Origin of the sequence: Bacillus fonticola (genome assembly GCF_012955605.1) — a bacterium.
GTDB lineage: Bacteria > Bacillota > Bacilli > Bacillales > JC228 > Bacillus_CG > Bacillus_CG fonticola.
In genome coordinates this window covers 84,985-110,248 of sequence record NZ_CP052135.1, presented here as the reverse complement: position 1 = coordinate 110,248, position 25,264 = coordinate 84,985, and the positions used below count along the sequence as shown (strand labels likewise).

Here is a 25,264-nt window from a genome sequence, read left to right as displayed (position 1 = left end):
TCGCCCTGCATATTACAGGGTGGTGAAGGGTGTATGCTGATCAATATGTGTAAACACATTGATTTCATATTCCTTCAAAACTAGATCATACGGTTCACGACTACCGAGTTTAAATCGTTAGAGAAGTCCTCGATCGATTAGTATCTGTCAGCTCCACACGTCACCGTGCTTCCACCTCAGACCTATCTACCTGGTCATCTTCCAGGGATCTTACTTGCTAGGCAATGGGAAATCTCATCTTGAGGGGGGCTTCATGCTTAGATGCTTTCAGCACTTATCCCGTCCGCACGTAGCTACCCAGCGATGCCTTTGGCAAGACAACTGGTACACCAGCGGTGCGTCCATCCCGGTCCTCTCGTACTAAGGACAGCTCCTCTCAAATTTCCTACGCCCACGACGGATAGGGACCGAACTGTCTCACGACGTTCTGAACCCAGCTCGCGTACCGCTTTAATGGGCGAACAGCCCAACCCTTGGGACCGACTACAGCCCCAGGATGCGATGAGCCGACATCGAGGTGCCAAACCTCCCCGTCGATGTGGACTCTTGGGGGAGATAAGCCTGTTATCCCCGGGGTAGCTTTTATCCGTTGAGCGATGGCCCTTCCATGCGGAACCACCGGATCACTAAGCCCGTCTTTCGACCCTGCTCGACTTGTAGGTCTCGCAGTCAAGCTCCCTTGTGCCTTTACACTCTACGAATGATTTCCAACCATTCTGAGGGAACCTTTGGGCGCCTCCGTTACTCTTTAGGAGGCGACCGCCCCAGTCAAACTGCCCACCTGACACTGTCTCCCGCCCCGATGAGGGGCGTGGGTTAGAAGTTCAATACAGCCAGGGTAGTATCCCACCGACGCCTCCACGTAAGCTAGCGCTCACGTTTCATAGGCTCCTACCTATCCTGTACAAGCTGTACCAAAATTCAATATCAGGCTACAGTAAAGCTCCACGGGGTCTTTCCGTCCTGTCGCGGGTAACCTGCATCTTCACAGGTACTATAATTTCACCGAGTCTCTCGTTGAGACAGTGCCCAGATCGTTGCGCCTTTCGTGCGGGTCGGAACTTACCCGACAAGGAATTTCGCTACCTTAGGACCGTTATAGTTACGGCCGCCGTTTACTGGGGCTTCGATTCAAAGCTTCGCGTAAGCTAACCTCTCCTCTTAACCTTCCAGCACCGGGCAGGCGTCAGCCCCTATACTTCGCCTTACGGCTTCGCAGAGACCTGTGTTTTTGCTAAACAGTCGCCTGGGCCTATTCACTGCGGCTCCTCCGGGCTATTCACCCAGAAGAGCACCCCTTCTCCCGAAGTTACGGGGTCATTTTGCCGAGTTCCTTAACGAGAGTTCTCTCGATCACCTTAGGATTCTCTCCTCGCCTACCTGTGTCGGTTTGCGGTACGGGCACCTGCTTCCTCGCTAGAGGCTTTTCTTGGCAGTGTGAAATCAGGAACTTCGGTACTTTATTTCCCTCGCCATCATCGCTCAGCCTTCGTGAAGGGCGGATTTGCCTACCCTTCAGCCTTACGATTTGGACGCGCATCCAATAGCGCGCTTACCCTATCCTCCTGCGTCCCCCCATTGCTCAAACGGAAGTGAGGTGGTACAGGAATTTCAACCTGTTGTCCATCGCCTACGCCTTTCGGCCTCGGCTTAGGTCCCGACTTACCCTGAGCGGACGAGCCTTCCTCAGGAAACCTTAGGCATTCGGTGGAAGGGATTCTCACCCTTCTTTCGCTACTCATACCGGCATTCTCACTTCTAAGCGCTCCACAAGTCCTTACGATCTTGCTTCTCAGCCCTTAGAACGCTCTCCTACCATTCCTTACGGAATCCGCAGCTTCGGTGATACGTTTAGCCCCGATACATTTTCGGCGCAGAGTCACTCGACCAGTGAGCTATTACGCACTCTTTCAATGGTGGCTGCTTCTAAGCCAACATCCTGGTTGTCTAAGCAACTCCACATCCTTTTCCACTTAACGTATACTTTGGGACCTTAGCTGGCGGTCTGGGCTGTTTCCCTCTTGACTACGGATCTTATCACTCGCAGTCTGACTCCCAAGAAACAAGTCATTGGCATTCGGAGTTTGTCTGAATTCGGTAACCCGATGAGGGCCCCTAGTCCAAACAGTGCTCTACCTCCAAGACTCTCTTACTTGAGGCTAGCCCTAAAGCTATTTCGGAGAGAACCAGCTATCTCCAGGTTCGATTGGCATTTCACCCCTACCCACACCTCATCCCCGCACTTTTCAACGTGCGTGGGTTCGGGCCTCCAGTAAGTGTTACCTTACCTTCACCCTGGACATGGGTAGATCACCTGGTTTCGGGTCTACGACCTCATACTCATTCGCCCTATTCAGACTCGCTTTCGCTGCGGCTCCACTTTATCAGCTTAACCTTGCATGAAATCGTAACTCGCCGGTTCATTCTACAAAAGGCACGCCATCACCCTTTAACGGGCTCTGACTACTTGTAAGCACACGGTTTCAGGATCTTTTTCACTCCCCGCCAGGGGTGCTTTTCACCTTTCCCTCACGGTACTGGTTCACTATCGGTTACTAGGGAGTATTTAGCCTTGGGAGATGGTCCTCCCGGATTCCGACGAGATTTCTCGTGTCTCGCCGTACTCAGGATCCACTCTGGAGGGAACAGGATTTTAACTACAGGGTTGTTACCTTCTTTGACGGACCTTTCCAGATCGCTTCGTCTACCCTGTTCCTTTGTAACTCCGTATAGAGTGTCCTACAACCCCAAGAGGCAAGCCTCTTGGTTTGGGCTGTTCCCGTTTCGCTCGCCGCTACTTAGGGAATCGCATTTGCTTTCTCTTCCTCCGGGTACTAAGATGTTTCAGTTCCCCGGGTCTGCCTTTCTTACCCTATGTATTCAGGTAAGAATACTACCCCATTACGGGCAGTGGGTTTCCCCATTCGGAAATCTCCGGATCAAAGCTTACTTACAGCTCCCCGAAGCATATCGGTGTTCGTCCCGTCCTTCATCGGCTCCTAGTACCAAGGCATTCACCGTGCGCCCTTACTAACTTCTCTAAAAATTGTCTATAAGCGGAGATTTCTTCGTCAGCTTCATAGGAAGCTTCCTCGAACTCCTTGCTTCTAGCCAATTTTACGCACAATCTATGATAATGCGTAAAAGATTTTAAAGTTGGCTTTGCGTTGTCTGCGAATATGACAACACCAACTGTTTGGTGATTGAACTACGACTCGGTGTTCTTTCTTTTCACAAAAAGAATTGTCGTTTGCGTATGATCTAGTTTTCAAGGAACATGTTTTGAAGGATTGCCCCTTCAAAACTGAACACAAGTTCGCTGCTAGCGTCGTTTTGTATCGTCACCTAAGTGACGAGTTTTCCTTAGAAAGGAGGTGATCCAGCCGCACCTTCCGATACGGCTACCTTGTTACGACTTCACCCCAATCATCTGTCCCACCTTCGGCGGCTGGCCCCAAAAGGTTACCTCACCGACTTCGGGTGTTACAAACTCTCGTGGTGTGACGGGCGGTGTGTACAAGGCCCGGGAACGTATTCACCGCGGCATGCTGATCCGCGATTACTAGCGATTCCGGCTTCATGTAGGCGAGTTGCAGCCTACAATCCGAACTGAGAGTGGATTTGTGGGATTGGCTCAGCCTCGCGGCTTTGCGACCCTTTGTTCCACCCATTGTAGCACGTGTGTAGCCCAGGTCATAAGGGGCATGATGATTTGACGTCATCCCCACCTTCCTCCGGTTTGTCACCGGCAGTCACCTTAGAGTGCCCAACTGAATGCTGGCAACTAAGATCAAGGGTTGCGCTCGTTGCGGGACTTAACCCAACATCTCACGACACGAGCTGACGACAACCATGCACCACCTGTCACTCTGTCCCCCGAAGGGGAACCCTCTATCTCTAGAGGTAGCAGAGGATGTCAAGACCTGGTAAGGTTCTTCGCGTTGCTTCGAATTAAACCACATGCTCCACCGCTTGTGCGGGCCCCCGTCAATTCTTTTGAGTTTCAGCCTTGCGGCCGTACTCCCCAGGCGGAGTGCTTAATGCGTTTGCTGCAGCACTAAAGGGCGGAAACCCTCTAACACTTAGCACTCATCGTTTACGGCGTGGACTACCAGGGTATCTAATCCTGTTCGCTCCCCACGCTTTCGCGCCTCAGCGTCAGTTACAGACCAGAGAGCCGCCTTCGCCACTGGTGTTCCTCCACATATCTACGCATTTCACCGCTACACGTGGAATTCCGCTCTCCTCTTCTGCACTCAAGTCCTCCAGTTTCCAATGACCCTCCACGGTTGAGCCGTGGGCTTTCACATCAGACTTAAAGGACCGCCTGCGCGCGCTTTACGCCCAATAATTCCGGACAACGCTTGCCACCTACGTATTACCGCGGCTGCTGGCACGTAGTTAGCCGTGGCTTTCTGGTAAGGTACCGTCAAGGTAGCGCCCTATTCGAACGATACTTGTTCTTCCCTTACAACAGAGCTTTACGATCCGAAAACCTTCTTCACTCACGCGGCGTTGCTCCGTCAGACTTTCGTCCATTGCGGAAGATTCCCTACTGCTGCCTCCCGTAGGAGTCTGGGCCGTGTCTCAGTCCCAGTGTGGCCGATCACCCTCTCAGGTCGGCTACGCATCGTTGCCTTGGTGAGCCACTACCTCACCAACTAGCTAATGCGCCGCGGGTCCATCTGTAAGTGATAGCCGAAGCCACCTTTTACCTTCAGATCATGCGATCCGAAGGGTCATCCGGTATTAGCCCCGGTTTCCCGGAGTTATCCCAGTCTTACAGGCAGGTTACCCACGTGTTACTCACCCGTCCGCCGCTAACTTTAGGGAGCAAGCTCCCTAAAGTCCGCTCGACTTGCATGTATTAGGCACGCCGCCAGCGTTCGTCCTGAGCCAAGATCAAACTCTCCATAAAAAGAGCAAGCTCTTAACTGTCTTACTTTAAAATCAACGACGACCGTATCCATTTGGATTTGGTCTTACTAGCAGGTTTGTGTTCAGTTTTCAAAGAACAATTTCGCTTATTTCTCTCAAAAGCGACTTTTATAGAATAACATCGCAACTGACGATCGTCAAGAACTTTTTTCATCTTTTTTCGTTCCACATGATCGTACCGCTTGTGGCGACGTTTAATACTATAACAGGACTTTAGTGAGCGGTCAACATAATTTTCGAAAAAAATCCCCGAAAGTTTCAAGGGCTGTAGCAAGACTATCAAAGCCTGCATCACAGCCCTTAATTTTATACTTTTTTTCGCTTTAGTTGTATGTACTTAAAACACTCTTTCGGAGGTGCTACCCGCTTAAACAACGCCAGTAGGATGTTATACCGCTCTTCCATGGAACGTTTTACAAGATGTTCAATCCGTTCATCTCCTAAGTCAAATAAAATTTCATCCATCTCACGTTTGAGCAGGTAAATCATCTCTTCTCGCTCTCTTCCGTTAATGAGCAAACCAATCAATTGACTTCACCTCGCCTCGTATCAGTATTCTGTACGCATTTCCAAATTTTTATGAGCTAAAAGTAGAATATTTTTTGGTGAACACTTTGTATGTAGTTTGAGTTCATTAACGAGAGACATATGAGTGCATTTTACGCATAAAATGAAAAGGACAAGGAAGGACGAGGTGGGTGAAGATGAAAGGATTTTATGTGGTGCATGCGAAAAACGTAAGAACCACCGTGCTCATTGTGACGTTAGCATTGTTTACAGCAGGACTGGTATACATGCAATCTTTCTCTATTTTCCCTGCTTTCTCCACTGACCAAGGACCTAAGGCATTTTATCGCGGCGACAAAGGTATCGTGCTGTCCTTCAATATTGGGTGGGGAGATGAAAAAGCAGAACCGATTGTGGATTACTTAGAAGAAAACAAGGTCAAGCCTGTCACGTTCTTTTTATCTGGAGCTTGGGCAGAACGTCATCCGGACCTAGTAAGAAAAATTGAGAAAGCCGGCCATGAAATTGGTCTTCTAGGATACAACTACGAAGATTACACCGAACTAAGTGACAAGGAAATCATCCAGGACATTCAACGAGCCCAAAGTGTATTCGAAAAACTCAAAGTAGAGACAGAGCCATTTTTGCGCGCTCCGACAGGTCAATTTGATGAACGTCTTATCCGCATTGCTGAAAAGATGGGATTGAGTGTTATTCATTGGAGCGTGGATAGTAAAGACTGGACAAATCCAGGAACTGAAGAGATTATTGATCGAGTAAAGAAAGCTGAAAATGGAGATATCGTCTTGCTTCACGCTTCAGATTCTGCGAAGCAAACGGAAGCAGCTTTGCCACAAATTCTTGAATATATTCAAACTCAAGATTTCGAACTGACGACTGTCTCTGAGCTTATTTCTGGCGGCACTTCTTCAACAGAAGATATTCAGTAAAATAAAAGGGGACGTGACTCGACAAGGTCACGCCCCCTTTTTGTTATGTCGTTTTAGGTTTTCTTTTTTGATTCATTGTTGTGGATTCCGCCGCTTTTCGTTGTTGCCTTTTTTCCCGCTCCAGTTGCGATAGCACTAAATACTTTGGTAAACGAAGCAATTGATACGCGTTACACGTAACGAGTGGAATGAGCATAAAGAAGAGCCACCCCTCTTCATTTGCCCGCAACACCGGAAACCACTCTATTGTTGTGATCACTACCATAAAAAACAAGGCCGACACGAATGTATCTTTGTTTGTTTGTCTTGCTTTTAGAGTAGCAACAACTAAACCAATAATGAGCAAAAAACCTGAGATAAATACATATGGGATCACGCTCTCATTTTCCTCAGCAAAAGCTTGGAAACGGAAGTATACTAAGTCAAATAATACAACTGCGATGAATAGCCATTGCACCCCGTTCCATAGCCCTATCGTTTTGAAGATCCCTAATCCAAAGCGGTGAATGGTTAAATAGGCGAAATATCCCATTTGACTGAGCACACTAAAAATCAGACCTACACCAAACAACCAAAATGCAGTAGACAGTATAGACAAAATATCAAGGTTGGTAAAATAAGGCTGAAATTCACTCCAGCGAGCAATAAACCCGACTAAAACACTTGACGCTCCCCCGAGAAAAAGAGTGCGAAAAAAGAAGCGCACCCAATATCGACTAGTCACAGCTTCACTTCCCTTAATCTTATTAAGCTATTCTCCATTGTACCAAAGCTTTTTCCTAAAAGGGAAGTCCTGTTTCTGGCACGCATAGATTGTTTAAAAATGCTTCACATTAATACATAAGAACACCCACTAGAGAGAAGGGGATCTCACATGAAGCAATTGATTATTCTTTTGTGCGTTTGTCTCATAGCTACGGGGTGCGGCGGAAAGGGACAAGCACAAGGGGGACAACTGGAATACGAGGAAACAAAGAAAATGATGGTCGATATTTTAAAAAGTGATGATGGAAAAAAAGCAATCGAGGAAATCTTGACTGATGAGAAAATGAAACAACAACTCGTTATGGATCAAAAAGTTGTGACAGAAACGATTACAAGCACTCTTTCCTCAGAACAAGGGGCGGAATTTTGGAAGAAAAGCTTTGAGGATCCAGCATTCGCAGAAACGATGGCGAAGAGCATGATGAAAGAAAATGAAAAAATACTCAAAAAGCTAATGAAGGACCCTGAATACCAAGGTATGATGTTGGAATTGCTAAAAGACCCTGAGTTTGAGAAGCAATTAAGCGAGCAGCTAAAAGGACAAGAATTTCGCTCACACTTACAAACCGTCATTCTTGAGACACTGGAAAGTCCACTCTTTCAAAAACAAGTACAAGAACAAGTAAAAAAAGCCGGCGAATCTGGTTCTAGTTCCGCTGGTGGTGAAGAAGGCGAAAGTGGCGGTGAATCAGGCTCCTCTGAAGGTGGTAGTGGCGGTCAGGAAAAATCTGGTTCAGGCGGCGCTTAATATAATAATAAACGAAGACCCGAGAGCACTATAGCTTTCGGGTCTTGTTCTTACGTGCGATCGATAACTTTTTGAGCAATGTTACCATAAAGTTCTCCAATCGGATGATCCGCATCATAAACAGACGGGGCAAAGTCCTCATCATTCCAATCTGGTTGCTGCAGAGGAATTTTTTCAAGAAGCACAGTTTGTAGCTCGTCAGCGAGTTTCTCGCCTCCTCCACGCCCAAATACGTATTCTTTTTCCCCGGTTATCTTGCTTTCGAAGTAGGCCATATTTTCAACAACGCCGATCACTTCGTGGTTAGTTTGTAGTGCCATTGCACCGGCACGTGCTGCCACAAACGCTGCTGTCGGGTGTGGTGTCGTTACAATCACTTCTTTACACGCGGGTAGCATCGAGTGAACATCCAGAGCCACATCTCCTGTTCCTGGAGGCAAGTCCAATAGCAAATAATCTAGATCGCCCCATTCCACCTCTGTGAAGAACGAGTTAAGCATTTTCCCTAGCATCGGACCACGCCAAATAACAGGAGCATTGTCTTCTACGAAAAACGCCATAGAAATTACTTGCACACCAAACCGTTCCACTGGAAAAATTCGATCGCCACGGACTTGAGGACGATTCGCTATTCCCATCATATCCGGAACGCTAAAACCATAAATATCTGCGTCAATGAGACCGACTTTCTTTCCTGCTCGCGCTAATGCGGTCGCTAGATTAACCGATACAGTCGATTTCCCAACACCACCTTTTCCACTAGCAATCGCAAGAAACGTTGTGTTGGAATTTGGTGAGAGAAGCCCTTCTTCTCCTGTTGCCTTTGAAGCATTTGCTTGAAACTTCGCTAGCGTTTCTTCTGGTAATTCAGTAAATCGAATACCTACAGACTCTGCGCCAGAACGCTTTAGTACATCGACCACTTGCTGTTGGAACGCTAACTGCTCGCTTGTCCCTGTTTTAGCAATGGCAAGCTTCACACTCACATGACTTTTTTCCTCTTTCACTGAAATCTCCACGATACCGTCTGTTTCTTTCAACGGCACATGAAGAATTGGATCTTGTAGTTCATTAACGAGCGTACGTACGCTTTGTTCTGTTAGCAAGATATGTCCACCTCTTATGAATTCGTTTCCTCTCCCAGTATAGCAAATCATGTTAACGAAGTCAGATTGAATGTTCTCGCAGAAGCACGAAAAACCAACGACTATTCATCGCTGGTTTCTTCATTAGGACTCTCTTGTGCTTCATCTTCAAGCGTGAAATGTTGTAAAATTCCTTCGTACATTGAGGCAGCCACTTTTTCTTGGTAGCCATCCGTCATTAACCGTTCTCTTTCTTCTTGGTTGGATAAAAAGCCGATTTCAACGAGGGCTCCTGGCTTCTCTGCATTTCGTAACAAGTAGACGGATCCAAGCGCCTTTGCTTGTCGGGTTGTGTTCTCTAAATTGCGAATGAGTTCATTTTGAATAGCCTCTGCCGCGCGTTGACTTTCTGCGTACTTTGGTGAGTAAAATGTTTGTGCACCATTCCATTTAGAGGACGGTACCGAATTGAGATGAATCGATAAAAATAAGTCTGCAGTTGATTCGTTGATTAAGTTCATCCGTCGTTGTAAATCTTGTACTTTTCTTCTGCTATATCCTTTCATCTCTTCATCTGCTAAATCTTTGTCTTCCTCCCGCGTCATGAGTACGAGCGCACCTTGTTCCTGCAAGTAATCCCGTAGCTTTAATGATACGTTTAGTGCAATCTCCTTTTCTAAGGCTGCGTCACTATTGGCGCCTGGGTCTACCCCTCCGTGACCAGGGTCAAGATAGATGACTTTGCCTGTCAACGGTAAGTTCCACGCCTCAAAAGAAGAATCATCGTTAAACTGCACTTGGATGATCATGAATAATACAATGGCGCCAAGGGTAAATAACGCCCACTTGAGCTTTTGTTTCATCCCCGTTCTCCTCCCGCTCGTCCATCTATCTACATCGTATGGACAACCATTAGGTTTTAGAACGCGGACTTTTAAAAAAACGGAAGCGGGTTTGGTTGCGATCGTATTTCGTTGGTAGATCTAAGTGTCTGGCGGCAAGATCTGATCATTTTCTCCCGCGTCTGGCATTTTTCCGTGCAATTTTACATACCCGATGAATGTGCGTATCACTATACAAAGGAAGATTCGTTTACTTCATTTTCAAGCGGAGCTTTAATCGTTTAAGTGACTGATCAAACCCTTTTTGCCACCACTCAGAAACAAACGTATCACATTTCAGATAAAGGTCATCTCCACTCATTCCAAGATCAGAAGTGAATCCCCAGAACTCTGTCGTATCGAATAAGGTGTGAATAAGTTCTTGTTCTTGTTTGGCGGCTCGCTTCCGAACGGCTTCCATTTCTTCGCCGTGATAATTAAACTTAGCGTATTGGCCTCCGAGCAGATACGCTTCAATTGCAACATCTATACAGTGATCTTCCGCATTTGTCCGGTGCCACTCTTGTGCAAAACGAATATGGTTGGGCATAAAGGAAGCCACTTCTTTGCGCATTTTGTTCACAGACAAACCACGAAGTAATAATCGTTCTGTCTGTAGCTGCCGTTCTCGAATATGTTTTCTCATGTCAACGATAGCCATATACCTACACCCCTCCTTTTTACGTAGTGTGAGAAGGGAGTAGTGAAGTCATGCAATAGGAAAGGCACCAATATTTACATACTAACTAAAGAAGAGGCATATAAAATCGTGTATAATCCATCAAACCCCGGTATTGGTTGATCAAATCTCAACTGATATCCATCAAATCCGGTGTGCGGGCACGACAGCTGTGTTCTGAGGGATGTGAATTTCAGTAGCTCGGTTCCAGCGCATACAAAAAACTCCCCAGCATCCATGCTACTGAGGAGTTTTGTAAAACAAAATTAACGTTTTGAGAATTGTGGTGCACGACGAGCGCCTTTAAGACCGTATTTTTTACGTTCTTTCGCTCTTGCATCTCGAGTAAGCAAACCTGCACGCTTCAATGATGGACGGAATTCAGGGTCCGCTTGAAGAAGTGCGCGCGCGATTCCGTGACGGATTGCACCTGATTGTCCAGTATAGCCACCACCGTTTACATTAACAAGAACGTTGTAGCTTCCAACCGTTTCTGTTATTGTAAGGGGTTGTTTTAATTCTTCACGAAGTGCTGGGTACGGTAGGTAGTTTTCAACGTCGCGTCCGTTAATGATGATTTGACCATCACCAGGTACGAGGCGAACACGCGCTACTGAGCTTTTACGGCGACCAGTGCCGTAGTATTCTACTTGTGCCAATGTGAGTCCCTCCTTCTAAGTTATCCGCGTAGTGTATAATCTACTGGTTGTTGTGCTTGATGTGGATGTTCACTGCCTGTGTAAACATGCAATTTTTTACCTTGTTGGCGTCCAAGAGAGTTCTTTGGAAGCATACCCTTAATCGCAATTTCAAGCATTTGCGTTGGGTAGTTTGTGCGCATTTCCAGCGCCGTGCGTGATTTCAAACCGCCTGGATATTGGCTGTGACGGTAATAGATTTTATCGTTCAGCTTGTTGCCAGTGAGTTCGATTTTGTCTGCATTGATCAAAATAACATGATCACCTGTATCTACATGTGGAGTGTACGTAGGTTTATGCTTTCCGCGAAGGATAGAAGCCACTTCACTCGCTAAGCGACCGAGTGTTTGTCCTTCCGCGTCAACCACGTACCATTTACGGTCCACTTCAGTTGCTTTTGCCATATACGTTTGACGCATGAGAGTACCTCCTTAAATATCTTTCTTTCAACGTTCATTTCACATTTATTATTCATCACGAAAAAAGTGTTCGGGGCTTTTCATCGTGGAATTAACAGTCCATCGAATATTGTATATTCTACTGGCGCTGAAGTCAAGTTAATTTTCCAGTTTGCTTCCCAAATAGATTATCCGGTTCCCTCTTCGTTGTGATACGTTACTTCCCATAGAAACAAGCCTTCTGGTGGCGCAGTTTTCCCGGCAGCAGTTCGATCCTTTTTACAAAGCAACTCTGGAAGCGACTGTGGACTGCGATGCCCATTTCCCACTTCTAGTAACGTACCGACAAGAATCCGGACCATATTATAAAGAAACCCGCTTCCGACAAACTGAAAAACAAGCTCATCGCCATCTCGCCATAACTTCGCTTCGGATAGTGTACGTACCTTATCTACCACGTCCGTGTTGGAAGCACAGAAACTCGAGAAATCGTGTGTACCTATGAGGGCCTTAAGCGCTGCATCCATAGAGTCATCATCAAGTGGGTATGGATAATGGCTCGTCACATGTCGACGGAAAGGATCCCGTTCTGGCGTACAGAGAACGCGGTATCGGTACTCCTTTGTCTTTACACCAAACCGCGCATGAAATTGAGGAGAAACTAACGCGACGTTCTTAACAAAAATATCTGCAGGAAGTTGGGCGTTAAGCGCTTTTTTCCAGCTAGTGGCCGTTAGCGAGTAAGGAGTATCAAAATGGAGAACCTGCCCTACAGCATGTACTTTCGCATCCGTACGACCAGATGCCGTGACATGGACGGCTTCCCCTTTATGCATAGCTGTAAGAATCCGTTCTAGTTCCCCTTGGACGGTTCGACCACTCGGCTGTATTTGATAGCCATGAAACATTGTACCTTCATAGGCAATCACACATTTGACCCTCACCACTTGTGCTCACTCCTTCTATCATCCACCTGTTCTTGTCATTAACAGAACGAATGTCAAAGCGCCAAACAGGAAGATGAGTGCTGTGTCTCGAAACGACCAGTGCAGCGCTCGATACTTTGATCGCCCTTCTCCACCTCTATATCCCCTTGCTTCCATTGCCGTAGCCAGTTCTTCTGCTCGCTTGAATGAACTCACAAAAAGCGGAACAAGCAGCGGAACAATGGCTTTTACACGTTCACGTATTGGTCCTGATGTAAACTCGACGCCCCGTGCCATTTGCGCTTTCATGATTTTTTCAGTTTCTTCGAGAAGTGTCGGAATAAACCGTAACGAGATCGATAACATTAACGCCAATTCGTGTGCCGGAAACCTTATCTTTTTCAAAGGGCCAAGTAGTTTCTCCAGCCCATCGGTTATTTCTATCGGAGTAGTCGTTAACGTAAGCAAGGTGGTTACAAGAATTAAAAAGAAAAAGCGGAAAGAGATGAAAATCCCTTGCCTGACCCCTTCTTCGTAAATGGATAGCGGTCCGAGCCGCCACAACACATCTCCCTCTCTCGTCAAAAAAATGTGCAAGAGAAACGTAAAGATGACGAGAAAGAACACAGGCTTCATCCCGTTGAGCAAAAAGGAAAACGGCACTTTGGAGCTCAATGCAGCCAGCAAAGAGAAGACTCCGACCACAGCATAACTCGTCGCATTGTCTGCTAAAAAAATAATGAGAATAAATCCAAAGATGAAAACAAGCTTCGCACGTGGGTCAAGACGATGCACAACCGACTCTATAGGAACATATTGACCAATTAATATCTTATCTTTCACTAGAAGATCCTCCTCCCTCAGCAAGAAGAGTCGCAATCTCTTGGGCTAAATCATCCACATTTAAGGCAGGAGATCGGAAGGCATGTCCCCATCGTTTCGCCACTTCCACTTGAAAACGCACTGTACTCGGCACATCTAGCCCAAAAGAGACTAATTCTGTTGGGTTCGAAAAGATCTCATCCGTCGTTCCTTTCTTTTGCAATTGTCCGTTCCGAAGAATAGCGATTCGGTCCGCGTACTGAGCCGCATCCTCCATACTGTGCGTAACGAGAACAATCGTTAACCCCTTTTCGCGGCGCAATCGGGCAAAGAGATTCATCATTTCTTTTCGCCCTCGTGGATCCAATCCAGCTGTTGGTTCGTCTAAAACGAGTACTTCTGGCTCCATTGCCAATACACCCGCAATGGCAACACGACGCATTTGCCCTCCTGACAAGTCGAAAGGGGATCTCTCTAGAAGCTCCTGCGGAAGCCCAACAAGCTCTGCCGCTTCCCTTGCTCGTTTTTCTGCATCGGCTTTGGAGACGCCGAAATTCATCGGACCGAAACAGATATCTTTTACCACATTCTCTTCAAACAGCTGATGTTCTGGAAATTGAAACACGATCCCGACTTGTTTCCGTACAGGCCGAATGCGCTTCGCCTTTTGCTCTGCGCGAATACGGTATTCACCTAGCTTGATTTCGCCTTCTGTAGGCGTCAGCAAGGCGTTTAAATGCTGCAGCAAAGTCGACTTACCTGAACCAGTATGTCCAATGATTGCCCAGTAAGAGCCCTCTTCAATGTCCAAATTAATTTCGCTCAGTGCCCGGTGTTCAAAAGGCGTCCCAGGCTGGTAGGTATATCCTACTTCTTGGAAGCGTATGTCCATAATGCGTTCACCAACTGTTCTTCTGTAAGATGCATCTCATCAAGCGAAACTCCTCGTTGTGCTAAAGCGTTTTGTAGCTGAACAGGAAACGGCAAATCGAGACCTAGATCTGTCAAAGCTGTCCCTTTTGCAAACACGTCAGCTGGGGTTCCTTCCATCCACACTCGCCCACCTTCCAGAACAATCATCCGATCAGCCAGGGCGGCTTCCTCTAAATCGTGCGTAATGGAGATGACGGAGATTCCCTGAGACTCTTGAACTTTCCGTACTGTCTCGTAGACTTCTTTTCTTCCTATAGGATCAAGCATCGAGGTCGATTCATCCAAAATCATAACGCTTGGTTGCAGCGCCAGGATACTCGCAATCGCTACACGTTGCTTTTGTCCACCAGATAATTGATGCGGTTCCTTTTTACGAAACTCGCTCATCCCGACCTGATCCAATACGACGTCCACACGTCTGTGCATCTCTTCTCTTGGAAGGCCTGCATTCTCCAAACCGAATGCAATATCGTCTTCCACCGTACTGCCAACGAATTGGTTATCTGGGTTTTGAAATACCATTCCGAGCTGACTGCGCACATCCCAGATTGTGTCTTCGCTTAACACAAAATCCCCTACAGTAATCGTTCCTTCCGAAGGCAACTGTAGACCTAGTAAACACTTTGCTAGTGTAGACTTCCCCGATCCGTTGTGACCGACGATAGCTAACCACTCGCGTTCATATACATCTATCGAAACATTTTTCAAGGCGGGTGCCTGTCCGTTAGGGTAGGTAAAAGTGAGGTTCTCTATGGAAAGTTTTTTTGTAGATGGCATTATTCTCTCCTCCTAGAAAACGAGCCTGGTCGTTCTACAGATTTCGTTCTCTCTATCTCTCTATCCTGTCTCATCTAATTCGGAGGGAAAAGTACTAGCGGGGTGTATAAATGAGGTGTTATTGCGGAAAGGTAGGACCCCCTTCACCTTACTTCAGTAAAAGGGGGAAGCGAGCTAGACGGAACATTCTATGATGTCCATCGTAACGCTCCTACGCTTCATATAGTGAAAAAGGGCAACTAGATGTGCCCTTTTCCTACCATAAGTCCAGCTGTAGCAAAATAGACTGACCTAGTTTGCTTCTTGTTCTGGATTAGTCCACAAATTCAATAATAACCATTGGCGCGCTATCTCCGCGACGCGGTCCAAGCTTCATCAAACGTGTGTAACCACCTTGTCGCTCTGCAAAACGAGGACCGATGTCACCGAATAACTTTTGAAGCGCATCTTGGCCTGTCTCTTCGTTCGCTACTTCGTTACGAATGTAAGAAGCTGCTTGACGACGAGCATGAAGATCTCCACGTTTTCCGAGGGTCACCATTTTTTCTACAACAGAACGAAGCTCTTTCGCGCGTGTTTCTGTTGTTTGGATGCGTTCGTTAATGATTAGATCTGTCGTTAAGTCACGTAGCATTGCTTTACGCTGTGCACTTGTACGACCTAGCTTTCTGTATGGCATGAAGAATTCCCTCCTTTACATCAAGATGTAGCTTATTAGTCGTCCTTCCGTAAGCCTAAGCCAAGCTCCTCAAGCTTTACTTTGACTTCTTCCAGCGATTTGCGCCCTAAGTTACGTACTTTCATCATATCCTCTTCAGACTTGTTCGCCAGTTCCTGAACGGTATTAATGCCAGCACGTTTTAAACAGTTGTAAGAACGAACAGAAAGATCCAGTTCTTCAATTGTCATCTCGAGCACTTTTTCTTTTTGGTCTTCTTCTTTCTCAACCATGATCTCTGCATGTTGCGCTTCATCCGTTAAGCCAACAAAAATATTGAGATGCTCTGTTAGAATTTTCGCCCCAAGTGCAATTGCGTCTTGTGGACCTGTGCTTCCGTCTGTCCACACATCTAACGTTAGTTTGTCATAGTTGGTCATCTGACCTACACGCGTGTTCTCTACTTGATAAGAAACACGAGAGACTGGTGTGTAGATCGAATCAATTGGAATAACTCCAATCGGTTGATCATCACGCTTATTTGAATCTGCAATCGTGTAACCACGGCCGCGTTGTGCAGTCAAACGAATGTGCAAATGACCCTTTTTCGACAAGGTGGCAATGTGAAGATCTGGGTTTAAGATTTCTACATCACTATCAAACGTAATGTCACGGGCTGTCACTGCGCCTTCTCCATGCACGTCAATCTCTAGCGTTTTTTCTTCATCAGAGTAGATTTTGAGCGCAAGTTTTTTCACGTTTAAAATGACAGTCGTTACATCCTCTACGACGTTCTCAATGGTTGAAAATTCATGCTGTACTCCATCGACATGAATGGACGTCACAGCTGCACCTGGGAGAGAGGATAGCAAGATACGACGTAAGGAGTTACCCAAAGTAGTACCATATCCACGCTCAAGTGGCTCTATGACGAACTTCCCATACTTGGTGTCATTACTGATCTCAACTGTTTCAATCTTCGGCTTTTCAATTTCGATCACTTTATCAAACCCTCCTTCAAAACGTCGAAACCCCGGTAGAGGTTGTTTTAAATCTTACAGATAAGCAAAATTTTAAAACAACACATCCCTGTATACGGACAGATTTCTTATCATAACCCATTATAGACAGGTTTATGAAAGTTATACAGATAAATTACACACGACGACGTTTAGGTGGGCGGCAGCCATTGTGTGGAACTGGTGTCACGTCACGGATTGCTGTTACTTCAAGACCAGCAGCTTGAAGAGCACGAATCGCAGCTTCACGACCAGCACCTGGTCCCTTCACTGTGACCTCTAACGTTTTCATTCCATGTTCCATAGATGATTTAGCCGCAGTTTCAGCAGCCATTTGTGCTGCGAAAGGAGTTGATTTACGAGAACCTCTAAAGCCAAGTGCACCTGCACTAGACCATGAAACCGCGTTACCATGCACATCTGTAATTGTTACAATCGTGTTGTTGAATGTTGAACGAATGTGTGCAATACCTGATTCAATATTCTTTTTCACACGACGTTTACGAGTGTTTGTTCTACGTGCCATAAGGTTGATAGACCTCCTTTACTTCATAATTATTTCTTCTTGTTCGCAACTGTTTTACGAGGGCCTTTACGAGTACGTGCGTTGTTTTTCGTATGTTGCCCACGCACTGGAAGACCACGACGGTGACGAAGACCTCGGTAAGACCCGATTTCCATTAGACGTTTGATGTTTAAAGAAACTTCACGACGAAGGTCTCCTTCTACTTTTAAACGATCGATAATGTCACGGATTTTTCCGAGCTCATCTTCTGTTAAATCACGTACACGAGTCTCTTCAGAAACTCCTGCTTCTGCAAGAATTTTTTCGGAAGTCGATTTTCCGACTCCGTAAATATAAGTTAAAGAAATGACGACGCGCTTTTCGCGTGGAACGTCAACACCTGCTATACGTGCCATTGTAGCGTGCACCTCCTTCAAAGTTACCCTTGTTTTTGTTTGTGTTTCGGGTTTTCACAGATTACCATAACTTTGCCTCGTCTACGAATCACTTTGCACTTCTCGCAAATTGGCTTTACTGATGGTCTTACTTTCATTGATTTCTACCTCCTTGGTGGCGGAGTGTTGTTATTTGTAACGGTACGTGATGCGTCCGCGTGTTAAGTCATATGGAGAAAGCTCCACAGTGACACGGTCACCAGGTAAAATACGAATGAAGTGCATGCGAATTTTACCGGAAACGTGAGCTAAGACCGTATGTCCGTTTTCAAGCTCTACTTTAAACATAGCATTCGGTAAGGTTTCTACAATCTTACCTTCTACTTCTATCACATCATCTTTCGCCATCGTGTCCATCTCCCTTCTCTTCGTCGTTCAATTGGTCAACGTATTGGTGAAGAGCATATCGAAGTTTCCCATTCGTTACACGTCCCGTTTCTGCTAAGCTCGCGCAGACTTCTGGAGAAATGATCGGTAGGCTCCGCAGATGAAAAATGTTCTTCTTCTTCGGGCGGTCAAATGTACGGCACTGTCCATCTGCAAGTAAAACATGCCGATCATCGAGGAGCTCGATAACGATAGCAAACTTCCCTGCATCACGTCCCTGCTTTATCTGCACAAACTGACCACGTTGAAAAGAAGATTGATTCACCTTCACAACTGCTTCACCCGCTCTTACGGTTTCGTCAAAATTTCATAGCTATCCTCTGTAATGGCGATCGTGTGCTCAAAGTGGGCACAGCGCTTTCCATCCTCCGTTACAACTGTCCAGTTGTCCTGGAGTGTACGCACATGACGTTTCCCAGCATTCACCATAGGTTCGATCGCTAGCACCATACCTGGTTTCAGGCGAGGGCCTTTGTTCGGAGGTCCATAGTGTGGAATTTGTGGGTCTTCGTGTAAGTCTTGACCAACGCCGTGGCCGACATACTCACGCACAACAGAAAAGCCATTTGCTTCCACATACGTTTGAATCGCGTGGGAGATGTTCGAAAGGCGATCCCCTGGGTGTGCTAATTCAAGTCCTTTATAAAGAGAGGTTTCCGCCACATCCAACAGTTTTTGTGATGCTTCGTCGATGGTGCCGACACCATACGTCCAAGCAGAATCTCCATGGTAACCCTTGTAGTAGGCACCAATATCAATAGAGATAATATCACCATCTTGTAGGACACGCGAACCTGGTATTCCGTGAACTAGTTCCTCATTTACAGAGGCACAGATGCTGCCACGGAAACCATTATACCCTTTAAAGGATGGTTTAGCACCTTGTTTGATGATGAAGTTTGCAGCAATATTGTCCAGTTCTTGCGTCGTAACTCCAGGTGTTATCGCAGCTTTGAGTTCTTCGTGAGTCATCGCAACAATACGACCGGCATCACGCATAATCTCAAGTTCTCTCGGTGTCTTCGTAATGATCATCGAGATCCCCCGAGCAATTGCTGTACGTCACCAAACACATCTTGAATATCTTGCTCGCCATTAATGCTGTCTAGAAGATTACGCTCTTTATAGAAGTCTAGTAACGGCTGCATTTGCTTCACATTCACTTCTAAGCGATTCTTCACCGTTTCTTCGGCATCATCTGCACGTTGGTATAATTCGCCTCCGCACCGATCACAAATACCTTCTACCTCAGGTGGGTTAAACACCTTATGATACGTAGCGCCACACACCTTACAAATACGACGACCTGTCAGGCGCTCCATTAGCTGGCTTTTGTCTACATCGATGTGAATGACGTGAGATAGCGGACGTCTCAATTCTTGAAGAATTGATTCAAGTTGTTCGGCTTGTGCGATGGTCCGTGGAAAGCCATCCAACAGAAACCCATTTTCACAATCCGGTTTAGCAAGGCGTTCTTTCACGATGCCTACCGTCACTTCATCCGGAACAAGTTCTCCTTGATCCATAAACGATTTCGCTTTAAGACCAAGATCTGTTCCATCTTTAATGGCCGCCCGGAACATATCCCCTGTAGAGATATGTGGAATACTGTAGTGTTCTACAATGCGCTCTGCTTGCGTTCCCTTTCCTGCTCCTGGAAGACCCATGAGTACGAGATTCATTCATCTTTCCCCCTCCGAGACTCAGGTGAAAGGGTAGCACCGCGCTAACAGCACACGCTACCCTACTCTTTAATAAATCCTTTATAATGACGTTTTACTAATTGGCTTTCAAGTTGTTTCATCGTTTCAAGGGCAACCCCCACCACGATGAGTAAACTTGTTCCACCGATTTGTGCAGATGGTGGTAATCCTGCAAGGTTAATGAAGATCATCGGCAAGATGGAAATGACTGATAGGAACAACGCGCCCACAAGAGTCAACCGGTACAATACACGTGTCAAATAGTCTTGCGTTGCTTGACCAGGACGGATTCCAGGAATGTAGCCACCTTGCTTTTTCAAGTTCTCTGAGACTTGCTCGGGATTCACTTGAATAAATGCGTAGAAGTACGTAAAAGCAATGATCAGCACTACATAGATCACCATTCCAACTGGCTCAGTATAATCGAACGTTCTTTCAATGAAAGTCGTTACACTGTTGGTCTCAAAGAACGATGCTATAGTCGATGGTGTAATAATAAACGAAATGGCAAAGATAACCGGAATTACCCCTGCTGCGTTTACTTTCAACGGTAAATGCGTTGATTGACCACCACCCATTGGGTTACGACCTGCTACACGCTTTGCATATTGTACAGGAATTTTACGCAATGCTTGTTGAATATAGATAACACCAACCACAATGGCGATGACAGCAAGCAAAATGAGTGCAATGGTTACGATACGAAGGAACAGTTGCTCCCCAGCATCTCCAAACTGCTGCTCAAAAATTTGCGCAACCGTTGTCGGAATCCCCGCAACAATCCCTGCAAAAATAAGGATGGAAATACCGTTACCAACACCGTGCGTTGTAATCTGTTCACCCATCCACAAAAGGAAAGCTGTACCAGCCGTCAACACAAGTGCGATAGTCAAGTATGTTGTAATGCCGGGATTTGTAATCAACTGTCCGCCCGCCAATGTGTTGAACCCGTAAGACATTCCAAGCGCTTGAATGAATCCAAGTACAATTGTGCCGTAACGAGTAAACTGAGCAAGCTTACGTCGACCTACTTCGCCTTGCTTTGACCATTCTGTAAACTTCGGAACGACATCCATTTGCAAAAGTTGAATGATAATAGAAGCTGTGATGTACGGAATGATCCCCATTGCTAAAATGGAGAAGTTAGACAAAGCACCGCCACCAAACACATTCAACAATCCGAAAACGCTATCGCTTTCACCGAAATTTAACGCATCTGGATTCACCCCTGGTACAGGGATAAATGTACCGAGGCGAAAGATGACTAACATGAGAAGGGTAAAAATTATTTTGTTTCTAATTTCACCCACGCGCATAAAATTGGAGATTGACTGGAACATTAAACCACCTCAGTTGAGCCGCCGTTTGCCTCAATTGCTTGTTTAGCAGCATCAGAGAACTTATGTGCTTTGACTGTTAGTTTCTTTTCAATGGTTCCAGCTGCAAGGATTTTAATCCCTGCTTTAACATTTTTAATCACACCTGTTTCTACAAGAAGTTCAGGTGTTACTTCAGTTCCATCTTCAAAACGATTTAATGTCTTTAAGTTAACAACTGCATACTCTTTACGGTTGATATTCGTAAATCCACGCTTCGGTAAGCGTTGGAATAGAGGCATTTGGCCACCTTCAAATCCAGGGCGAACGCCGCCACCAGAACGGGCGTTTTGCCCTTTATGACCTTTACCAGCCGTTTTTCCGTTACCTGTCGCGATACCACGACCGACACGCTTGCGTGATTTACGAGATCCTTCTGCAGGCTTCAATTCATGAAGTTTCATGCTCGGCACCTCCTTGTTCTAAGCGATTCTTATACTTCCTTGACAGATACAAGGTGACTTACTTTTGCAATCATACCACGGATCGCTTGGCTGTCTTGATGAACAACCGTTTGACGAATCTTTGTCAAACCAAGCGTGCTTACAGTTACACGTTGGTCTTTTGGGCGACCGATTAGGCTACGTTCGAGGGTCACTTCTAGATTCTTCGTCATCATGAATCCCTCCTTATCCTAACAGTTCTTCCACAGATTTTCCACGAAGTTTTGCTACATCCTCCGCAGTCTTCAAGTTCGCAAGTCCGTTAAGGGTTGCGCGAACCATATTGATTGGCGTGTTGGAACCGAGGGATTTTGACAAAATATCGGCAACGCCTCCGAGTTCAAGCACTGCACGAACAGGTCCACCAGCGATAATCCCTGTACCACCACTTGCTGGTTTCAACATGATATTCCCTGCACCAAATACACCGTTGATTTGGTGTGGAATTGTTGTACCAACCATAGGAATTGCAATCAAGTTCTTTTTCGCATCTTCAATAGCTTTGCGGATTGCTTCAGGAACTTCTTGTGCTTTTCCTGTACCGAAACCAACGTGACCGTTACGATCGCCAACTACCACAAGTGCAGAGAAGCGGAAACGACGTCCACCTTTTACTACTTTCGCAACACGGTTCACGGTTACTACTCGTTCTTCGAGCTCAAGTTTGCTAGCATCAATTCGACGCATGTTTGTTTTCCCTCCTTTTTATCTTAGAATTGAAGTCCGTTTTCGCGAGCTGCATCAGCTAATGCTTTGACACGTCCATGATAGAGATAGCCCCCGCGGTCAAAAACCACAGTAGTAACGCCATTCTCTTGTGCACGTTTCGCAACCAATTGGCCGACCTTAGTAGCAGCATCTACGTTTCCAGTACCTTCTGTACCAAAGTCTTTTTCAACAGTAGAAGCACTGGCAAGGGTTACCCCGCTTGCGTCGTCGATAATTTGTGCGTAAATGTGTTTATTTGAACGAAAGACGTTTAGACGTGGACGTTGGCTAGTTCCTGTCAACTTAGAACGTACGCGTACATGACGCTTCTTACGCACAGAATTTTTACTAGGCTTAGTGATCACGCATGCTCACTCCTTTCTTTATCTAATCAGGTCTTACTTTCCTGTCTTACCTTCCTTACGGCGGACATATTCACCTTCATAGCGAATTCCTTTTCCTTTGTAAGGTTCAGGAGGGCGTACGTCACGGATGTTCGCAGCTAACGCACCCACGCGTTCTTTACTCACACCTTTAACGATCACCTTCGTATTAGCAGGCACTTCAACTTCAATGCCTTCTTCTGGTTCAATTTCAACTGGGTGAGAGTACCCTACGTTTAATACAAGTTTTGTACCTTGTTTTTGCGCACGATAACCGACACCGATAAGTTCTAATGTTTTTTCGAATCCTTTAGAGACGCCTTCTACCATGTTGTTCACGATGGCACGAGTTGTACCGTGAAGTGAACGATGGTCTTTTGAATCAGAAGGACGCGTGAACGTTACAACGCTATCCACTACCTCAATTGTGATATCTGGATTAAACGTGTGGCTAAGTTCACCTTTAGGACCTTTTACTGTAACTTTACTTCCGTCTTGAATGATTTCCACTCCTGATGGAAGTTCAACAGGCTTTTTCCCTACACGAGACATAGAATTACACCTCCGATCAAATCAAAATGATTACCAAACGTAAGCTAGAACTTCTCCGCCTACTTGTTTAGCACGAGCTTCCTTATCTGACAATACCCCTTGAGAGGTAGAAACGATCGCAATACCTAGTCCGTTCAATACGCGAGGAACTTCATCTGCTTTTGCATAAACACGAAGTCCAGGCTTACTAATACGTTTCAAACCAGTGATCACTCGTTCGTTGTTTGCACCATATTTCAAGAAGATGCGAATCACACCTTGCTTGTTATCGTCTACGAATTCAACGTCACGTACAAATCCTTCACGCTTCAAGATTTCAGCTACATCTTTCTTCACTTTCGAAGCAGGGATTTCAAGTTTTTCGTGACGAACCATATTTGCATTACGAATACGTGTAAGCATATCCGCAATTGGATCAGTCATGACCATTCTAATTAACCTCCTTCCTTAATTCAGGGATTACCAGCTTGCTTTTTTCACGCCAGGAATCTGGCCTTTATACGCTAATTCACGGAAGCAAATACGGCAAAGCTTGAACTTACGAAGTACGGAATGTGGACGACCGCAACGCTCGCAGCGCGTGTATTCGCGTACTTGATACTTTTGTTCACGTTGTTGCTTAATAATCATTGATTTTTTTGCCACGTTTTCGCGCTCCTTTCCTTGATTACTTTTGGAACGGCATTCCGACTTGAGTTAATAGTTCACGCGCTTCTTCATCCGTATTGGCAGTTGTCACGATGACAATGTCCATCCCGCGAGCTTTGTTTACTTTATCGTAATCAATTTCAGGGAAAATAAGTTGTTCACGTACTCCTAGTGTGTAGTTTCCGCGTCCGTCAAAGGATTTCTTCGATACTCCGCGGAAGTCACGTACACGCGGTAAAGAAATAGAGATGAGTTTGTCTAAGAACTCATACATACGCTCACCGCGTAAAGTTACTTTACAACCGATCGGCATACCTTCACGAAGGCGGAATCCTGCGATTGACTTTTTCGCACGTGTGATTACAGGTTTTTGACCTGTGATTGTCGCTAGTTCTTCTACAGCAGTATCAAGTGATTTCGCATTTTGAACAGCGTCACCAACACCCATGTTGATTACGATCTTTTCAATTTTAGGAACTTCCATAACTGATTTATAGTTAAACTTGCTCACTAGAGCTGGAGAAATTTCACCAGTATATCTCTCTTTTAAACGGTTCATGTCGTGTACCTCCTTTCAGACGACGTTTAATCTAGCGCTTCACCTGATTTTTTCGCGAAACGTTGTTTTTTACCATCCACAATTTTGTATCCAACGCGTGTTGGCTCATTCGATTTCGGATCGAGAAGCATGACGTTAGAAACATGGATTGGAGCTTCTAAACTAAGAATGCCCCCTTGCGGGTTCACTTGTGAAGGCTTGGCATGTTTTTTAACGATGTTCACACCTTCTACTAGAACACGCTCTTTCTTAGGAAAAGCTTGAAGGATGACACCGGTTTTTCCTTTGTCTTTACCGGAGATGACTCTTACTTTGTCACCTTTTTTCACGTGCATATCGTGGCACCTCCTTGTTTACACTTCTTCTTCGATTATAGAACTTCTGGAGCTAGTGAGACGATTTTCATGTAGCTATTGTCACGAAGTTCGCGAGCTACTGGACCGAAGATGCGTGTTCCACGAGGACTCTTGTCGTCGCGAATAATGACGCATGCGTTCTCATCAAAGCGGATGTATGAACCATCGTTACGACGCGCACCAGTTTTAGTACGAACAATAACTGCCTTTACAACGTCACCTTTTTTGACAACGCCGCCTGGTGTTGCTTGTTTCACTGTACACACGATCACATCACCGATGTTTGCTGTCTTACGACCAGAACCACCGAGCACTTTAATCGTAAGTACTTCACGTGCACCAGAGTTATCAGCTACTTTTAAACGAGTCTCTTGTTGGATCATTCTATTGACCTCCCTTCGGATT

The 25,264-nt window shown here is 45.8% G+C and carries 33 protein-coding genes and 2 rRNA genes; 2 read left to right on the top strand and 33 right to left on the bottom strand.

All coding sequences use genetic code 11. The features are described 5' to 3' along the window. Positions 1-117: 117 nt before the first annotated feature. The 3 genes from HHK01_RS00595 to HHK01_RS00585 form a co-directional block, all read right to left on the bottom strand. A 23S ribosomal RNA gene (locus tag HHK01_RS00595) occupies positions 118-3,041 on the bottom strand. Between the two features lie 326 nt (positions 3,042-3,367). After that, positions 3,368-4,918 (bottom strand): 16S ribosomal RNA (locus HHK01_RS00590). The 16S and 23S rRNA genes sit together here, the layout of an rRNA operon. A gap of 326 nt (positions 4,919-5,244) precedes the next feature. After that, the gene (locus HHK01_RS00585) at positions 5,245-5,466 is read right to left on the bottom strand and encodes a hypothetical protein (RefSeq protein WP_170005950.1); all 222 of its coding nucleotides are present in this window, start codon (positions 5,464-5,466) and stop codon (positions 5,245-5,247) included. A gap of 176 nt (positions 5,467-5,642) precedes the next feature. Between HHK01_RS00585 and pdaB the strand changes: the two genes are divergently transcribed. Next, positions 5,643-6,395 (top strand): polysaccharide deacetylase family sporulation protein PdaB, encoded by a 753-nt coding sequence (gene pdaB / locus HHK01_RS00580; RefSeq protein ID WP_170005949.1) that lies wholly within the window; start codon positions 5,643-5,645, stop codon positions 6,393-6,395. Between the two features lie 43 nt (positions 6,396-6,438). On the opposite strand, the gene HHK01_RS00575 is transcribed toward pdaB, so the two are convergent. After that, positions 6,439-7,119, bottom strand: coding sequence for a KinB-signaling pathway activation protein (locus HHK01_RS00575; protein WP_170005948.1), 681 nt, complete (start codon positions 7,117-7,119; stop codon positions 6,439-6,441). A gap of 150 nt (positions 7,120-7,269) precedes the next feature. Here HHK01_RS00575 and gerD point away from each other — a divergent pair, with 150 nt between their 5' ends. Then, a complete protein-coding gene (gerD, locus tag HHK01_RS00570; protein WP_170005947.1) occupies positions 7,270-7,908 on the top strand; it encodes a spore germination lipoprotein GerD in 639 nt (212 codons plus the stop codon). Positions 7,909-7,958: 50 nt separating this feature from the next. Here the strand turns inward: gerD and HHK01_RS00565 are convergent, their stop codons facing one another. The 29 genes from HHK01_RS00565 to rplN all read right to left on the bottom strand — a co-directional run bounded on the left by HHK01_RS00565 (position 7,959) and on the right by rplN (position 25,242). Further along, on the bottom strand, positions 7,959-9,014 hold the full coding sequence (locus HHK01_RS00565; protein WP_170005946.1) for an Mrp/NBP35 family ATP-binding protein: 1,056 nt from the start codon (positions 9,012-9,014) through the stop codon (positions 7,959-7,961). 101 nt (positions 9,015-9,115) lie between these two features. Further along, entirely contained in the window at positions 9,116-9,856 is a 741-nt protein-coding gene (cwlD, locus tag HHK01_RS00560; RefSeq protein ID WP_170005945.1) for an N-acetylmuramoyl-L-alanine amidase CwlD, read from the bottom strand. Positions 9,857-10,085: 229 nt separating this feature from the next. Further along, positions 10,086-10,535, bottom strand: coding sequence for a DUF2521 family protein (locus HHK01_RS00555; RefSeq protein WP_170005944.1), 450 nt, complete (start codon positions 10,533-10,535; stop codon positions 10,086-10,088). A gap of 284 nt (positions 10,536-10,819) precedes the next feature. Next, positions 10,820-11,212, bottom strand: a complete 393-nt coding sequence (gene rpsI, locus HHK01_RS00550) for a 30S ribosomal protein S9 (protein WP_170005943.1) — start codon at positions 11,210-11,212, stop codon at positions 10,820-10,822. Between the two features lie 20 nt (positions 11,213-11,232). Next, entirely contained in the window at positions 11,233-11,670 is a 438-nt protein-coding gene (gene rplM, locus HHK01_RS00545; protein ID WP_170005942.1) for a 50S ribosomal protein L13, read from the bottom strand. Between the two features lie 167 nt (positions 11,671-11,837). Further along, on the bottom strand, positions 11,838-12,596 hold the full coding sequence (gene truA / locus HHK01_RS00540) for a tRNA pseudouridine(38-40) synthase TruA (RefSeq protein WP_170005941.1): 759 nt from the start codon (positions 12,594-12,596) through the stop codon (positions 11,838-11,840). Positions 12,597-12,614: 18 nt separating this feature from the next. Beyond that, entirely contained in the window at positions 12,615-13,418 is an 804-nt protein-coding gene (locus HHK01_RS00535; protein WP_170005940.1) for an energy-coupling factor transporter transmembrane component T family protein, read from the bottom strand. Continuing rightward, positions 13,408-14,289, bottom strand: coding sequence for an energy-coupling factor ABC transporter ATP-binding protein (locus tag HHK01_RS00530; protein ID WP_170005939.1), 882 nt, complete (start codon positions 14,287-14,289; stop codon positions 13,408-13,410). The genes HHK01_RS00535 and HHK01_RS00530 overlap by 11 nt, the downstream gene beginning before the upstream one ends. After that, a complete protein-coding gene (locus tag HHK01_RS00525) occupies positions 14,265-15,107 on the bottom strand; it encodes an energy-coupling factor ABC transporter ATP-binding protein (RefSeq protein WP_170005938.1) in 843 nt (280 codons plus the stop codon). Before HHK01_RS00525 ends, HHK01_RS00530 begins: the two co-directional genes overlap by 25 nt. 313 nt (positions 15,108-15,420) lie before the next feature. Then, positions 15,421-15,786, bottom strand: coding sequence for a 50S ribosomal protein L17 (gene rplQ / locus HHK01_RS00520; protein WP_170005937.1), 366 nt, complete (start codon positions 15,784-15,786; stop codon positions 15,421-15,423). Between the two features lie 35 nt (positions 15,787-15,821). Then, positions 15,822-16,766, bottom strand: a complete 945-nt coding sequence (locus HHK01_RS00515; protein ID WP_170005936.1) for a DNA-directed RNA polymerase subunit alpha — start codon at positions 16,764-16,766, stop codon at positions 15,822-15,824. A gap of 154 nt (positions 16,767-16,920) precedes the next feature. Continuing rightward, positions 16,921-17,310: a 30S ribosomal protein S11 gene (gene rpsK / locus HHK01_RS00510; RefSeq protein ID WP_170005935.1), complete on the bottom strand. Its 390-nt coding sequence runs from the start codon at positions 17,308-17,310 to the stop codon at positions 16,921-16,923. 29 nt (positions 17,311-17,339) lie between these two features. Then, positions 17,340-17,705 carry a 30S ribosomal protein S13 gene (gene rpsM / locus HHK01_RS00505; protein WP_170005934.1) on the bottom strand — a complete coding sequence of 122 codons (366 nt, stop codon included), beginning with the start codon at positions 17,703-17,705 and terminating at the stop codon, positions 17,340-17,342. Between the two features lie 23 nt (positions 17,706-17,728). Continuing rightward, positions 17,729-17,842 (bottom strand): 50S ribosomal protein L36, encoded by a 114-nt coding sequence (gene rpmJ, locus HHK01_RS00500; protein ID WP_000868344.1) that lies wholly within the window; start codon positions 17,840-17,842, stop codon positions 17,729-17,731. 31 nt (positions 17,843-17,873) lie between these two features. Continuing rightward, entirely contained in the window at positions 17,874-18,092 is a 219-nt protein-coding gene (gene infA / locus HHK01_RS00495) for a translation initiation factor IF-1 (RefSeq protein ID WP_170005933.1), read from the bottom strand. Next, the gene (locus HHK01_RS00490; RefSeq protein ID WP_170005932.1) at positions 18,079-18,402 is read right to left on the bottom strand and encodes a KOW domain-containing RNA-binding protein; all 324 of its coding nucleotides are present in this window, start codon (positions 18,400-18,402) and stop codon (positions 18,079-18,081) included. Before HHK01_RS00490 ends, infA begins: the two co-directional genes overlap by 14 nt. Before the next feature lie 17 nt (positions 18,403-18,419). Continuing rightward, positions 18,420-19,166 carry a type I methionyl aminopeptidase gene (map, locus tag HHK01_RS00485; protein ID WP_170005931.1) on the bottom strand — a complete coding sequence of 249 codons (747 nt, stop codon included), beginning with the start codon at positions 19,164-19,166 and terminating at the stop codon, positions 18,420-18,422. Then, positions 19,163-19,813, bottom strand: a complete 651-nt coding sequence (locus tag HHK01_RS00480; protein WP_170005930.1) for an adenylate kinase — start codon at positions 19,811-19,813, stop codon at positions 19,163-19,165. Before HHK01_RS00480 ends, map begins: the two co-directional genes overlap by 4 nt. Before the next feature lie 62 nt (positions 19,814-19,875). Next, the gene (gene secY, locus HHK01_RS00475; RefSeq protein WP_170005929.1) at positions 19,876-21,174 is read right to left on the bottom strand and encodes a preprotein translocase subunit SecY; all 1,299 of its coding nucleotides are present in this window, start codon (positions 21,172-21,174) and stop codon (positions 19,876-19,878) included. Further along, positions 21,174-21,614 (bottom strand): 50S ribosomal protein L15, encoded by a 441-nt coding sequence (gene rplO / locus HHK01_RS00470; protein WP_170005928.1) that lies wholly within the window; start codon positions 21,612-21,614, stop codon positions 21,174-21,176. Before rplO ends, secY begins: the two co-directional genes overlap by 1 nt. A 29-nt stretch (positions 21,615-21,643) precedes the next feature. Further along, positions 21,644-21,826, bottom strand: coding sequence for a 50S ribosomal protein L30 (gene rpmD, locus HHK01_RS00465; RefSeq protein WP_170008594.1), 183 nt, complete (start codon positions 21,824-21,826; stop codon positions 21,644-21,646). A 13-nt stretch (positions 21,827-21,839) separates the two neighbouring features. Then, positions 21,840-22,340 carry a 30S ribosomal protein S5 gene (gene rpsE, locus HHK01_RS00460; protein WP_170005927.1) on the bottom strand — a complete coding sequence of 167 codons (501 nt, stop codon included), beginning with the start codon at positions 22,338-22,340 and terminating at the stop codon, positions 21,840-21,842. A gap of 23 nt (positions 22,341-22,363) precedes the next feature. Next, a complete protein-coding gene (rplR, locus tag HHK01_RS00455; protein ID WP_170005926.1) occupies positions 22,364-22,726 on the bottom strand; it encodes a 50S ribosomal protein L18 in 363 nt (120 codons plus the stop codon). Between the two features lie 33 nt (positions 22,727-22,759). Further along, complete coding sequence (gene rplF, locus HHK01_RS00450) at positions 22,760-23,296, bottom strand: 50S ribosomal protein L6 (RefSeq protein ID WP_170005925.1); 537 nt, start codon at positions 23,294-23,296, stop codon at positions 22,760-22,762. A 30-nt stretch (positions 23,297-23,326) separates the two neighbouring features. Further along, entirely contained in the window at positions 23,327-23,725 is a 399-nt protein-coding gene (gene rpsH, locus HHK01_RS00445; RefSeq protein ID WP_170005924.1) for a 30S ribosomal protein S8, read from the bottom strand. A gap of 30 nt (positions 23,726-23,755) precedes the next feature. Then, a complete protein-coding gene (locus HHK01_RS00440; protein WP_170005923.1) occupies positions 23,756-23,941 on the bottom strand; it encodes a type Z 30S ribosomal protein S14 in 186 nt (61 codons plus the stop codon). Positions 23,942-23,963: 22 nt separating this feature from the next. Beyond that, on the bottom strand, positions 23,964-24,503 hold the full coding sequence (gene rplE / locus HHK01_RS00435) for a 50S ribosomal protein L5 (RefSeq protein WP_170005922.1): 540 nt from the start codon (positions 24,501-24,503) through the stop codon (positions 23,964-23,966). Between the two features lie 26 nt (positions 24,504-24,529). Then, entirely contained in the window at positions 24,530-24,838 is a 309-nt protein-coding gene (rplX, locus tag HHK01_RS00430) for a 50S ribosomal protein L24 (protein ID WP_170005921.1), read from the bottom strand. A 35-nt stretch (positions 24,839-24,873) separates the two neighbouring features. After that, positions 24,874-25,242, bottom strand: a complete 369-nt coding sequence (gene rplN / locus HHK01_RS00425) for a 50S ribosomal protein L14 (protein ID WP_170005920.1) — start codon at positions 25,240-25,242, stop codon at positions 24,874-24,876. Positions 25,243-25,264: the final 22 nt, after the last annotated feature.